The following is a 12985-nucleotide window of genomic DNA, read 5'->3' on the forward strand; positions in this document are numbered from 1 at the left end:
AAAAGGGGGCCTTTCGGTTCCCTTTTTATTTGCGCCGTCGCACGCTTGGAATCGAACTCCGCGACACAGGGTATTTAGCTTCGGGATTGGGGGCGTGACCGTGGGTGCGTCTCCAAAATCCGGTGCCGCCTTGGCTGAGCCAAAACGGGATCATCATAAGCGCCCCCGCAACAAACCCTCCCGAATGCGCCCAATAAGCAACGCCACTGCTATCGGCGGTCATAATCGCGCTATTAACGGCCTGAATGCCAAACCAAACCCCCAAAACAATCCACGCGGGCAGCGCGAAAATTCTGAAAAACACGAGGAAAAAGAAGAATACGTCCACCTTTGCACGCGGGAATAACAGTAAATATCCGCCCATCACTGCGGCAATCGCCCCCGAGGCGCCGATCATCGGTGTGAGGGAATTCGGGTCCGAAATCGCATGCCCAAATCCGGCGGCGACCCCGCCAATAAGGTAAAAAGCAAGAAAGCCAATATGCCCAAGCTGGTCTTCGAGATTATCTCCAAAAATGTATAAAAACAACATGTTACCTGCAAGGTGCATAGTGCCGCCATGCAGGAACATTGCCGTCAAAGGCGTATAAAGCCCCTCACCATTCATAACCCACTGTGGCACCAACGCCCATTGGGCGAGGAACGGATTTATCTCGGATGGGTCGCCCAATTTCATGTAGTAGCTGACGAAAATTGCGACATTCAGAAAAATGAGCGCATGGGTCACATACGGTTTGCGGGTCGATGGGTTGTGGTCGCGAATAGGAAGCATTTGGGTAGCTTGCCTATTCGCGAGTTTTGGTCAAGCGCTAGAGGCCTCCCTCTGCCAAAAGGGCCGCATTTCCGCCCGCCGCTGTGGTGTCAACGCACAGATGACGTTCGTGCAAAGCATGAGCGATGTCAGGATGCGAGGTGATGAACGGCAGGATCGGCCCTTCACGCTCCGAAAGGGCTTGTACATAAGCACGCGCTTCTGGATCGCTGTGATCTCCCCAATAGATTGCGCCAGAAATCCCTTCTAAATCAGTGAGTTGCTGAGGCGCGAGACGTCCAACAATCGCCGCACCCCCAAGCGCCTGAACGGCGGCTGCTTGGGCATTTTGCGCCGCGACGCTTGGTCCAAGGCACAAAAGGGGCGCTCTGGGAGAGGTCCAAAGGGTGTTTGCTTCGCCCGTTGGTCCCGGAAGAAGACGTTCCGGCAGCGGGAAGATTTCGCCTGTGCCATAGGGGGTCGGCTCGTCGACATAGGGCTCTCTGGGCTCTTGGTCGTCGGGTGCATTTGGCCGCGTAAATCGCGCAAGATAATAGGGCCCGCCCGCCTTGGGGCCTGTGCCGGATAATCCTTCCCCACCAAAGGGTTGGCTTCCAACGATAGCCCCAATCTGGTTGCGATTCACATAGAGGTTGCCGACGTTGAGCGTGGCTTTGACGACTTCAACGCGGGCATCAATCCGGCTGTGAAGACCAAAGGTCAGCCCGTATCCACTGGCGTTCACATCGGCCAAAACACGTTCAAAGTCTTCGCTGTTGAACGTGGTGTAATGCAAGACGGGGCCAAAAACTTCGCGCGGCATGTCCTTCAAGCCACCAGGCGTTTTAAGCAGCGTTGGCCCGACGAAATGACCGTTTTCAGGGCGTGCAAGTTCCTTCATAACGCGGCCATTTGTACGGGCTTCGTCGATGTAGTCTTGAATGCTCTTGCGCGCTACCTCACTGATAACAGGGCCAATATCGGTTGAAATATCAGCAGGGTCGCCGATATTCAACAAGTCCATTGCCCCCGCGATCATGGTTTCAAATTCCTGTGCGACGTCCGATTGCACATAGACGCAGCGCAGCGCAGAACAGCGTTGACCCGCGGATTGAAACGCGCTCGCGATCACATCCGAAACGGCCTGTTCCATAAGGGCCGTACTGTCGACGATCATCGCGTTTATGCCGCCCGTCTCGGCAACCAAGGGCGCGCCGGTCGAGAGATTGTTGGCAATATTCTTGCGGATTCTGTGGGCTGTTCCCGTTGATCCCGTAAAGCAAACGCCATCGACGCGCGGATCGGAAGTTAGGGCTTGGCCAACGGTCGCGCCAGTGCCGGGTAGGAGTTGTAGCGCGGTCTTTGGTACGCCCGCTTTGTGAAACAGCGAGACCGCCAAAGCGGCAATCAGTGGTGTGCTTTCGGCGGGTTTGGCCAGCACGGCATTCCCCGTCGAGAGCGCCGCCACGATTTGGCCCGTAAAGATCGCCAGCGGGAAATTCCAAGGGGAAACACAGGCGAAAATTCCAACAGCCGGTTGCGGGCTGGCTTGGGCTTGAACGGCATAGTACCGAATGAAATCAACGGCTTCACGCAGTTCAGCAAGGCAGTCGGGGAGCGTTTTACCGGCCTCGCGTGCGAGGATCGCAAAGACCTGTCCGAACTCTTCCTCAAAGAGATCCGCTGCACGATTGAGCACAAGAATGCGCTCGGGGTGCAATGCCTCCCAAGGTTTTGCTTGCGCGAATGCATCCTCAATTTGTTCAGGGGAGGCGTGGTGTACCGTTCCGACGATGTCCGAAAAATCGTTGGGATTCTGCACGTCCTCGCCTGTGGTGAGGTCGGTGGCATTTGTGGGGGCGGCGGTGAAGCTTGACTTCATAAAGGGCGCGCGTGCCGCGAGGGTTTTTGCAAGATCGGGTGGATAGTCGAAATCAATACCCGCAGAGTTGCGTCTTTCGGGCTGAAAGAGCGCGTCGCCCGTTGGGAGGGTGCTGGTGGTTTCGAGGGAAAACGGGTCTGCTGCGACTTCACTTGCAGGCACAGAACTGTCAACGATTTGGTTGACGAAGGAACTGTTTGCACCGTTCTCAAGAAGACGACGCACCAGATAGGCCAGCAGGTCTTTGTGGGTGCCGACAGGGGCGTAAATCCGACAGGCATCGCCATAGGTTTCGCGGACTCTTTCGTGGACGGATTCACCCATGCCATGCAGGCGCTGAAACTCGTACCGCGCGCCTTTGGGGGCGATGGTGCGAATGGCGACAATCGTATGTGCGTTGTGGGTTGCGAATTGTGGAAAGATCGTGTCGCCCGCTGCGAAAAGGCGGCGCGCACAAGCGATGTAGGAGATGTCGGTCGCGGGTTTTGTTGTGAAAACGGCATAGCCTGTGAGGCCAAGCTCTTGAGCGTGTTTGATCTCGGTGTCCCAATAGGCACCTTTGACGAGACGGACCATGATCGGGCGGTTATGGGCATTCGAGAGGGCTGCGAGCCAATCGATGACATAGCTTGCCCGCTGCCCATAGGCTTGAACGACAAAGCCAAAGCCCGTCCAATCGCCGAGGTCGGGATCGGAGATCAGAGCCTCAGTGATATCGAGCAGAATGTCGAGGCGCGCGGCCTCTTCGGCGTCGATATTAAAGCCCATGTTGCGCTCTTTTGCCATGAGCACCAGCTCTTTGACGCGGGGCAGGAGAATTTCCATAACCTTGGCTTTTTGCGCGGGTTCATAGCGCGCATAGAGGGCTGAAAGTTTGACCGATATACCAGCCCCAACTTGTGGGGATTCCTGGTGTCCGATGGTGCGAATGGCGGTCGCGTAATCGTCGAAATGCTTAAGGGCGTCGTCCTCAGTAAGGGCCGCCTCGCCGAGCATGTCGAAGGAATAGCTGTAGCCTTTGGCCATCATGCCAGAGCCACGCTTGAGGGCGCCTTCGATGGTTTCCCCCAGTACGAATTGCCGCGCCATTTCCTGGACTGCGCGTTTGACTGCGGAACGGATCACGGGTTCGCCCAGACGCTTAACTGCGCTGCGCAACACACCGCCGATGCCGGGAGTGTTGGTTTCAAGAACGCGCCCTGTGAAAAGCAGTGCCCATGTTGAGGCGTTCACAAGGGACGACGCCGCTTGGCCAAGGTGTTTGCCCCAATCGGACGGCGCGATTTTGTCTTCAATCAGCGCGTCCATGGTTGGCGCGTCAGGGACACGTAGCAGGGCTTCAGCGAGGCACATCAGCGCCACACCTTCTTCGGTGGAAAGACCATATTCCGAAAGGAAGTTCTCGATAATGCTCGGCTTGGAGCCTTCGCGGATGGCCACAACGAGGGCTGCGGCTTCTTCACTGATTTGCGCGCGCACCGATGCGTCAAGGTCGGCGATGTCCCGAAGACGGGAAATGGCTTGTTCTTGATCCATATAAGTGGCTTGAGTGATTTGTGAGCGAAGGTCTGAGATTGTTTCCATATAGAAGCCTTTCTTCTAGACTTGAGGTGACTGACAATTTCCTTGGTGTAGCTGAGAAAATAAGGTACTTTTTCCTGTAATTTGAGATTTAATAGGCTAGGAGACTTATTTTGGCGGTAATTTTAGGCGATCTGGATAGTTTTGACTCGTTGATCCTTCGGCTCTTGTCGCGCAACGGTCGCTTGAGCGTGACAGACTTGGCGCGAGAGATCGGTTTATCCAAGACCCCGACGCAGGTGCGTCTTAAACGCCTTGAGGTCGAGGGCTATATTACGGGCTATCAGGCGATCATTGATCCTATTCGACTTGGGCGCGATCACGTGGCGTTTGTCGAGGTGCGCCTGACGGATACGCGTGAATCTGCGCTGAAGATGTTCAACTTGGCTGCCCAGAAGGTGTCTGAAATTGAGGAATGCCACATGCTTGCGAGTCAGTTCGACTATCTCTTGAAGGTACGGACCCAAAACATGCAGGACTTTCGAAAAGTTTTGGGCGAGGATATTTCGGCACTCCCCTTTGTTGCCCACACCAGCACCCATGTTGCCATGGAAACGGTGAAAGAGGGCGGGCAATGGAGCAGCGAAATTAACGCGGTTTTTTGATCCCGATTTTTTGCTGAATTTCGTCTGTGTGGCCTTTACCTTTTTCCCCCAATCGCTATGGTCGCCACACCTTGGCCTGCGTGGTGGAATGGTAGACACAAGAGACTTAAAATCTCTGGGCCGAAAGGCCGTGCCGGTTCGAGCCCGGCCGCGGGTACCAAGGTGATTTTCTCTTTACTTAACGGCCTTGGCTTGGGCGCGCTGCTCTGGGTTTTGTGTGGAGTCCGCTTTGAGAAGAGCAGGGGTAAGGTGAAAACGCTCCTGATCTGGGGTGATGTGCCACGCTTTTGGCGCGAGGGAGCGGGAGCGGCGCCGTTCTAGGTGCCATGCGGGGGCGTCGGCCTTGTAATCCTGCGCCATATGCCAGCGCGTTTCGCATCCCTGCGCCCCGCCATCTGCTGGCGTTAGCAAAAGGGCAATCGGCCTCTCGCGGCCTTCCCGCGTACCGGTTTCCGCCGCGAGATGCAGGCGACGCACCGAGGTAAGGCTGGGAAATCCCGGAATATCGACGACTATAAGCGGCACGATCCCCGCCCGCAGAACTTCTTCCACACTCCACAGCAAATCCTCGGCCCGATTGGGCGCCACGAAAATCAGGCGCGACGGATCAATGAACCGACAGACGCCATCGGGATTGAGCTGGTCGGGGATCCAGCCGGGATGAATCCAGAAAATAGGCCCCTGTGTTTCTTGAGAGACCATCAAGGCAAGGCTGTGACGGGCGTTTCCACAGAACTCATGGGCGCGGGAGGGCGCCAGAGTGAGTTCCTTTAGAAAAGTGATGTCGCGACTCGGACTCGGCCGCGCGCGGGTGATAAGGGGGCTGGACATGGTCCAAAAGTAACACGTTCCCTTTTTGTTCTCAATCTATTTTCCCCTTGCCATAGGCGCGTCTACCCCTAAGTTGGCGGCACTATAAAAAGGATCGGGTTATGAAAAAAATCAAATTGGGCCGCAGCTCTCTCGAAGTCACACAACTTTGTTTGGGAACAATGACTTGGGGAAGCCGAAACACCGAAGCCGAGGGGCATGCTCAGATTGATTTCGCCACCGAACGCGGCATCAACTTCATGGACACCGCCGAAATGTATCCCGTGACGCCCGTCACAAAAGAGACTGTCGGCAACACCGAGACTATCGTTGGAAACTGGATTGCCAAGAACCAAGCGCGCCGCGCCGACTGGGTGATTGCGACGAAAGTCAGCGGGTTTAACGAACGGTTTGTGCGCGAAGGGCAGCCCCTTACGGGCGAAACAATGCGCGCAGCACTTGAAGGCTCTCTTGCGCGCCTCAAAACCGATTACGTCGACCTTTATCAAATCCATTGGCCCAATCGCGGGTCCTATCACTTCCGCCAGTATTGGGAATTTGACCCGTCTTCTCAGGATCGCGCGAAAACCATGGATCACATGGCCGACATCCTCCAGACGTTGGCCGCCCTTCAGAAAGAAGGCAAAATCCGCGAGTTTGGGCTTTCAAACGAAAGTGCATGGGGCACGTCCCAGTGGTTGCGCCTTGCCGACGAACTTGGCGCACCGCGCGTCCAAACAGTGCAAAACGAATACTCCTTGCTGTGCCGTGTGTTTGATACCGATTTTTCAGAGCTTTCCTGTAACGAGGACGTCACCTTGCTGGCTTACTCCCCGTTGGCAGCGAGCCTTTTGACCGGTAAATATGAAGGTGGAACGGTATTCCCTGAGCGGTCGCGCCGCACGCTTGAGGAGACACTTGGCGGACGCGTGACCCCGCGCGTTTGGCCCGCCATTGATGCGTATCATGCGATTGCAAAAAAGCATGGAATTGACCCCGTGCAAATGGCGATTGCATGGACAATGACACGACCCTTCCTGACGTCGCCAATCTTCGGCGCAACCTCGGTTGAGCAGTTGGAAAACTCGCTTAAAGCGGATTCGCTTACCTTAAGCGCAGAGGTACTGGCCGACATCAATCGGGCTTACCGCAGCCATCCGATGCCGTATTAGATGAGTCGCGACGAGGAGAAAACCGTAGCCATAATTGGCTGCGGGACCGTGGGGCGGAATTGGGCGTTGCTCTTTCTGCGGGCGGGGTGGCGCGTTCGGGTTTTTGATCCCGATCCGCTGGCGGAAGAGAAAATGCGTCGTCTTTTTCAGCAGGCCCAAGCGGAGATTTCGGCGTTTGAGAAGGTTCAAGATACAGCGCTAAGCTTCCACAAGGGGCTCTCTGAGGTCGTACAAGGGGCTGTCTGGATTCAAGAATCTGCGCCTGACAGATTAGACTTAAAACGCCAGATATATCACATCGTTCAGGCGCATTCGCAGCCCAGTGCCTTGATTGCGTCGTCCTCCGAGACGCTGACTTCGGCCGATATTCAAGCCAGTGCAACCCGCGCAAAATACATGCTGGTTATTCGTCCTTTGAGCGCGGGATTTACGACCGAGAAAGTGGGTGTTCTGGAAGGCCCATTAAGTCCGCTAGAGCTACTTGCTCAACTCTCTGAGTTTTTAAAAACGCTTGGCTTGGACCCTCGAATCATTCTCGCTTAAAGCGCCAATTATTCCTAAAGGAATTGCCCGTGGAACTTTGGATTCCCATCACGATTGCTGCTGCATTTGCACAGAACTTGCGGTTCATGTTGCAAAAGCACCTCAAGTCGACCCAGCTTTCCACCGGAGGGGCGACCTTCGCGCGGTTCCTTTATTCCGCGCCATTGGTGGCGCTTTTGCTTGCGGCCTACCTGCATTTCAGTGGGATACCCATTCCACAAGTGAATGCGCGATTTTGGGTCATGGCGCTGTCCGGTGGGCTCGCGCAAATCTTGGCAACAATGTGTGTGGTTGCATTGTTTTCCCACCGTAGTTTTGCCGTCGGTATTACCTTCAAGAAAACCGAAGTGCTGCAAACGGCACTGTTGAGTTTTGTCGTCCTTGGAGAAAAAATTTCGGCTTGGGGCTTGGGGGCAATTTTGGTTGGCTTTGTAGGAGTTGTACTCCTTGCCGATAATCGGGGAATGGGTGCGACGGGCTGGAAAGCTAGGCTTTTTAATCGAGCTGCGGGGCTTGGATTGTTGTCAGGCGTCCTCTTCGCGATTTCGGCAACGGGGTATCGGGGCGCGTCGTTGTCGCTAGGGCTGGATGTGCCGTTTTTTGCGCGGGCGTGCTTCACTTTGGCGATTGTGACGGCCAGTCAAACGGTTGCGATGGGGATCTGGCTTTTGATGCGGGAACGTGGAGAAATGACACGTGTGGTTGCCAACTGGCGGGTTGCGGGCCTTGTTGGCGTCACATCCATGATCGGATCGCTGGGATGGTTCACAGCTTTTACGCTGCAAAACGCGGCCTATGTGAAGGCTTTGGGGCAGGTCGAATTACTGTTTAGCTTCCTTGCAAGCACGTTGTTTTTTCACGAAAAGACGACCGCGCGGGAACGTATTGCGATGCTCTTCCTGACAGGGTCGATCTTGCTTCTTGTGGTTCTCGCCTAGGAGTTGAGCCGCAGGAACAGGTTTTCTTCGTCGTTATTCTTGAAAAAGGGCACTGATTTTGGCGGTAATCCGTCGCGAAGAACTTGGGAAACTTCGGCGAGGACAACCTCGGTAATAAAGGGAAGGTCAAGCTCCTTGGCGTTGGAAATTGCAATCCAATGCAGATGGGAAAGCTCGTCCGAAGCTGCCGAAAAATCGCTTGGATTGCCATGAACATGATGTGCGTCGACGAGGAAAAACCGTGCGTCAAATCTGCGGGGGCGTCCGGGGGGCGTAATGGCGCGAAAAACAAAGGAAAGGCCTTCCGCGGACGGGATAAATCCGCGCGCAGCAAAATCTGCCCAATCAGGAGGGATATCGCCAGCCCATTGGCCTTCGCGACCAAGGATCAGTCCAGTTTCTTCCCAAAGTTCCCGAATTCCAGCGACCAAAAGAGCGTGGGATAGGTTGCGAGGACTGCCTTCTTGCAAGCGCTCCAAGCATTTTCCACCAACCGTGGCGCACAACGGAATGTCGTGATCGCCTTGGTCAACCGCGCCCCCGGGGAACACGTATTTATTGGGCATAAAGGCCGCATTTTCGCCGCGCTGCCCCATAAGAACATGCGGAACGCCGTCGATGTCGCGGTGCAAAATCGTTGTTGCCGCGTTGCGAAGGGCTGATTTATCCAAATTACCTCCTAGGAGGCGGACTTACGCACCGGAGGGACTATTCCAAATCCGTGCATCCGCTTTGCCCATTGTAGCGCCACAAATGCGCCCTTGAATCTAGGCAGAAGATAGAGCGAAAGCCCGACACAGCCAACCGTAAAAGCCGTCGCTAAGAGAAGGGGATCGGGCTGATAGCGCACAAAAACCATCAAGAGTGTTGGGGCCATAAGGTGTCCGACCACGAGGATCGTGAGATAGGCTGGGCCGTCGTCTGCGCGTTGATGATGCAATTCCTCACTGCAAACCGAACAATGTGGGCGCACTTTAAGATAGCTCACAAGCATCGGGCCGGACCCGCAGTTAGGGCAGCGGCGGCGCCATCCACGTTTTAAGGCTTGTTTAAGGGGGCGTTCAATTTGGGTTTGGGGCATGCTCATCACTTGATCCTATTCGTCGCGTAAACTTAGGTAACGGCGAAAGCCCTTTTTTCACAGGGGTAAATTGGAATTGCGTCGGGATGTCGCAAATTTTTCGTCTAATTGCGACGGAAAGCTTTGGGTGGCGCGTTTATTACTCAGAACATAGGCAGAAAGCACTGCTTGTGAGGTTTGAACTACAAAGGATAAATAAAGATGAAACGCACTACATTGATCGCAGGTTTGACAGCAGTTTCTATCGGCGCAGCCGCGTTGAGCACGGGGGCCTTCGCGGATGAAAAAGGCGGCAAGGGACGCCATAATGGCCCGCGCTTTAACTTCGAAGAAGTTGATTTGAACTCCGATGGTAAAATCACGGCCGAAGAAATGCAGGCCCATCAAGCAGCACGTTTCGCCGCTGTGGACACAAATGGTGACGGAAAACTTTCCGTAGAAGAGCTAAGCAGCCATTCTGAAGAAGGCCGGATGGAACGTGCTGAAAAGCGTCTCGAGAAGATGATGGAAAGAATGGATACGGATGCTGATGGCGCATTGAGTGCGATCGAAATGGCGCCAAAAGATGCGGATAAAATGTTTGAACGTCTCGACACGGACGGCGATGGTGCCGTGAGCAAAGAAGAGATGGATGCCCGCAAAGGCGGCCATGGCAAAAAAGGTGGCCATGGTAAAAAAGACAAAAGCTCAAATTAGGGCGCGTTAAGACTGTCCGAAGGGTTACGGTCCTTCGGACGACCAATCAGTTGCCAGATGATTTGAAACGAGTTACGCCCTGAGAATGTCCATGCCGCTAGATGCTCTTTCAGATGTTGCCGATGACGCCCTTTTGGTGCTGTTCGCCAACGGTGATCGGGGAGCGGCGCAGGCTTTGACGTTGCGATTGACGCCCCGTGCGTTGGGATTTGCCGCACGTATGCTTGGGGATCGGGCGGAAGCCGAAGATGTGACACAAGAAGCCATGCTGCGCCTGTGGAAAATTGCTCCAGATTGGCGGCAGGGCGAGGCGCAAGTCTCAACTTGGCTGTATCGCGTGGTTCGAAATTTATGCACGGACCGATTGCGTAAAAAACGCGGTGTGGGGCTAGATGAAATCGCAGAACCATTGGATGAGTCTCCATCTGCGGTTGAGGTTATGCTAAATGAGGGTCGGGCCTACGCGCTAAAACAGGCGCTTTCTGCCCTGCCTGAGCGGCAACGTGAAGCCGTTATTTTACGGCACATTGATGGGCTTTCAAACCCAGAGATTGCGGAAATACTTGAAATTACCACCGAGGCCGTCGAAAGCTTGACGGCACGGGGCAAACGTTCGCTTACGACCATGTTGGCGGGAAAACGCAACGAGTTGGGATATACAGATGAGTGATCATAGAACCGATCCGTTCGACCTTGATAGCTTTTTTGAGGCCGAGAAAAAGGATACGTCAGAGCCGTCCGCAGAATTTTTGGCGAACGTTTTGGCGGATGCGACTCTTGTACAAAATCAGCTTGGTTTAGCAAACAAAGCACCAAAGACGTCAACTGGTTTTTGGCGAACACTCAATGCGGTTCTTGGCGGTTGGCCAACGTTTGCGGGACTGGCAACGGCGACCATCGCGGGTGTTTGGATCGGGGTTAGCCCTCCGCAAGGCCTTGATACTTTGACCGATTCAGTCTTGGGCAACAGTTTTGATTATTCGGACTACCTCCCTAGCTTTGACAGCGTTTTGACGGAAGGATAGATCATGATCAAAAACCCGCCTCCCTCCCAAACTTCCCGCTTGGCGCGTGGAGTTCTTATCGGCTCACTGGCGCTTAATTTTCTAATTATTGGTGGCGCAATTGGGTTTATTCTCACGGCAGACAAGCATCGCCAACCTTTGCCCTCCTCCTTTTCGATTGGGCCGTTTACGCAAGCATTAGAGGACGTTCAACGCCAAAAAATCAGGGAAAACCTCAAAGAAAACATGGAGGTGCGGCGTAAAAACGACTGGCGGGAGAGCCGGAGGGCGTTTGCCGCATTTTTAGCGTCCTTGCAGCAGGAACCGTTCGAGCGCGCGAAGGTTGTAGATGCTTTGAATGCGATGGAAATGCAGAGCAAAACGCGGCGCAAGGAGGGTACCGACGCTTACTTAGATGCCCTTGAATCGATGACCCCGCAAGAACGTTCTACCTATGTCGAAAGGTTGGAACGGGAAGTAAAGAAACATCGCTCCAGACCTAAAAAAACCTCCCCCGAGCAGAAGTAATCAAGCTGCGCTTAAATTAACTGTCACCTGATTGCGCCCGTCGGACTTTGCCGTAAACAAGGCGCGATCAGCTCGGGCAAGGAGTTCCGTCAAGCTGTGACTTTTTCCATCCCCCATGGCGACGCCAATGCTCAAAGTTACGCTCAATGATTTTGGGCCGGCCCCGATTGTGATTTCAGTCTGTTCCACAGCGTGTCGTAAGCGCTCGGCGGCAATCCGCGCCACACTTAAGGACGTGTCGGGCATTGCGATCAGGAACTCCTCGCCTCCAATACGAGCCAAAAGATCAACGCCTCGTAAATTTTCGCGTATGCGTTTTGCAACTTCGATGAGGACCTCGTCGCCCGCGGCATGACCAAAGCTGTCGTTTACACTTTTGAAGCGGTCTAAATCGAGGATCATGACGGCGAATCTTCGTTTCGTTTGGTATGCGCGCTCAACGATATGTCCCAAATGGGGCAGGGCATAACGGCGGTTATATAGGCCCGTAAGCGGATCGATCACTGCCATCCGCAAGCCATCCTGAACTGTTTCGCGCAGGCGGTCCGACTGTCGTTTGCGTTTGATTTGGGTTTTGACTCGAAGAGCGAGCTCCTCAGGGTCGAAATCGTCACTGATCAGGTCGCTCGCGTCCAGATCAAGCGCGACAACCGCTTGCGAGTGAGACGGTTGTTTTAACACCATTAAAACAGGGGTATATCGCGTTTCCGTTCGACTCTTGAGTTCGGACAAAAGTCGCAGTCCTTCGTCAGGATGATCAAGGTCGCCTGCGATGATAAACATGTCCGGCATTGGACCATTATAGAGCGACTGTAAGGCTTCGTTCCGCGAGAGAATAGTGATCCGGTCACTGACTTTGGACACAAGCAGGGAGCGCCATCGAAGGGCGGTTTCTTTGTGCGCCGCTATTAAAGCAACGTTTCCTGGCATTTCAAAACCCGCCTGTGCTTCTGCAAAACCCAACTCCCTGCAAGTTGACGCACGCAAGCGCAATTCATCCGCTGTGCCACAAGCACGGAGTAAACTGCGGACGCGTGCCAAAAGAGTGAGTTCGTCGAGAGGCTTAAAGAGAATATCGTCTGCCCCTGCTTTGAGGGCGCGTAATTTGGAGGTCGTATCAGACGATGAGGTGATCATAATGACCGGAATATGTTCTGTAATCGGGTCCGATCGCAGCGCTTCACATACTGAGATTCCGTCCATTTCGGGCATTTGCGCGTCGAGGATAATCAGGTCCGGATGCTCAGATCGCGCGGCTTCAAGTGCTTGTTGGCCGCTGGCCGCTTGGATCACGTCATAAAATGCCGAAGATAGTTTTACCTTCAGGACAATTCTATTTGTCGCAACGTTGTCCGCTATAAGGATCCGTCCGGCCATGTTTCCTCACAGATTTA

14 protein-coding genes and 1 tRNA gene are annotated in these 12985 nt (G+C 54.3%); 9 read left to right on the top strand and 6 right to left on the bottom strand.

All coding sequences use genetic code 11. The features are described 5' to 3' along the window. Positions 1-25: 25 nt before the first annotated feature. Positions 26-772: a rhomboid family intramembrane serine protease gene (locus RC74_RS10250; RefSeq protein WP_039004634.1), complete on the bottom strand. Its 747-nt coding sequence runs from the start codon at positions 770-772 to the stop codon at positions 26-28. Positions 773-809: 37 nt separating this feature from the next. Then, positions 810-4217: a bifunctional proline dehydrogenase/L-glutamate gamma-semialdehyde dehydrogenase PutA gene (putA, locus tag RC74_RS10255; RefSeq protein WP_039004635.1), complete on the bottom strand. Its 3408-nt coding sequence runs from the start codon at positions 4215-4217 to the stop codon at positions 810-812. Between the two features lie 110 nt (positions 4218-4327). On the opposite strand from putA, the gene RC74_RS10260 reads away from it, so the two are divergent. Then, positions 4328-4819, top strand: a complete 492-nt coding sequence (locus tag RC74_RS10260; protein WP_082802245.1) for an Lrp/AsnC family transcriptional regulator — start codon at positions 4328-4330, stop codon at positions 4817-4819. Positions 4820-4893: 74 nt separating this feature from the next. After that, a tRNA-Leu gene (locus tag RC74_RS10265) sits at positions 4894-4979 on the top strand. A gap of 14 nt (positions 4980-4993) precedes the next feature. Here the strand turns inward: RC74_RS10265 and RC74_RS10270 are convergent. Next, positions 4994-5650, bottom strand: a complete 657-nt coding sequence (locus tag RC74_RS10270) for an ImuA family protein (RefSeq protein WP_179946765.1) — start codon at positions 5648-5650, stop codon at positions 4994-4996. 101 nt (positions 5651-5751) lie between these two features. On the opposite strand from RC74_RS10270, the gene RC74_RS10275 reads away from it, so the two are divergent. The 3 genes from RC74_RS10275 to RC74_RS10285 are packed head-to-tail and all read left to right on the top strand — an operon-like array spanning position 5752 to position 8282. Next, positions 5752-6801 (top strand): aldo/keto reductase, encoded by a 1050-nt coding sequence (locus tag RC74_RS10275; protein WP_039004638.1) that lies wholly within the window; start codon positions 5752-5754, stop codon positions 6799-6801. Beyond that, positions 6802-7344: a 3-hydroxyacyl-CoA dehydrogenase NAD-binding domain-containing protein gene (locus RC74_RS10280; RefSeq protein WP_039004639.1), complete on the top strand. Its 543-nt coding sequence runs from the start codon at positions 6802-6804 to the stop codon at positions 7342-7344. 29 nt (positions 7345-7373) lie between these two features. Beyond that, complete coding sequence (locus RC74_RS10285) at positions 7374-8282, top strand: DMT family transporter (RefSeq protein ID WP_039004640.1); 909 nt, start codon at positions 7374-7376, stop codon at positions 8280-8282. Here the strand turns inward: RC74_RS10285 and RC74_RS10290 are convergent. Then, positions 8279-8953, bottom strand: coding sequence for an NUDIX hydrolase (locus tag RC74_RS10290; RefSeq protein WP_039004641.1), 675 nt, complete (start codon positions 8951-8953; stop codon positions 8279-8281). The genes RC74_RS10285 and RC74_RS10290 overlap by 4 nt on opposite strands. 8 nt (positions 8954-8961) lie before the next feature. Beyond that, a complete protein-coding gene (locus tag RC74_RS10295; RefSeq protein WP_039004642.1) occupies positions 8962-9369 on the bottom strand; it encodes a DUF983 domain-containing protein in 408 nt (135 codons plus the stop codon). Positions 9370-9564: 195 nt separating this feature from the next. Here RC74_RS10295 and RC74_RS10300 point away from each other — a divergent pair, with 195 nt between their 5' ends. The 4 genes from RC74_RS10300 (at position 9565) to RC74_RS10315 (ending at position 11591) form a co-directional block, all read left to right on the top strand. Continuing rightward, complete coding sequence (locus RC74_RS10300) at positions 9565-10059, top strand: EF-hand domain-containing protein (protein ID WP_039004644.1); 495 nt, start codon at positions 9565-9567, stop codon at positions 10057-10059. An 85-nt stretch (positions 10060-10144) separates the two neighbouring features. Beyond that, on the top strand, positions 10145-10729 hold the full coding sequence (locus RC74_RS10305) for an RNA polymerase sigma factor (RefSeq protein ID WP_039004645.1): 585 nt from the start codon (positions 10145-10147) through the stop codon (positions 10727-10729). Beyond that, a complete protein-coding gene (locus RC74_RS10310; protein ID WP_052275149.1) occupies positions 10722-11084 on the top strand; it encodes a hypothetical protein in 363 nt (120 codons plus the stop codon). Before RC74_RS10305 ends, RC74_RS10310 begins: the two co-directional genes overlap by 8 nt. Positions 11085-11087: 3 nt before the next feature. Further along, positions 11088-11591: a periplasmic heavy metal sensor gene (locus RC74_RS10315; protein ID WP_039004646.1), complete on the top strand. Its 504-nt coding sequence runs from the start codon at positions 11088-11090 to the stop codon at positions 11589-11591. On the opposite strand, the gene RC74_RS10320 is transcribed toward RC74_RS10315, so the two are convergent. Further along, on the bottom strand, positions 11592-12968 hold the full coding sequence (locus tag RC74_RS10320) for a diguanylate cyclase (RefSeq protein ID WP_039004648.1): 1377 nt from the start codon (positions 12966-12968) through the stop codon (positions 11592-11594). Positions 12969-12985 lie beyond the last annotated feature (17 nt).

It is taken from the genome of Falsihalocynthiibacter arcticus, from assembly GCF_000812665.2.
GTDB classification, from domain to species: domain Bacteria; phylum Pseudomonadota; class Alphaproteobacteria; order Rhodobacterales; family Rhodobacteraceae; genus Falsihalocynthiibacter; species Falsihalocynthiibacter arcticus.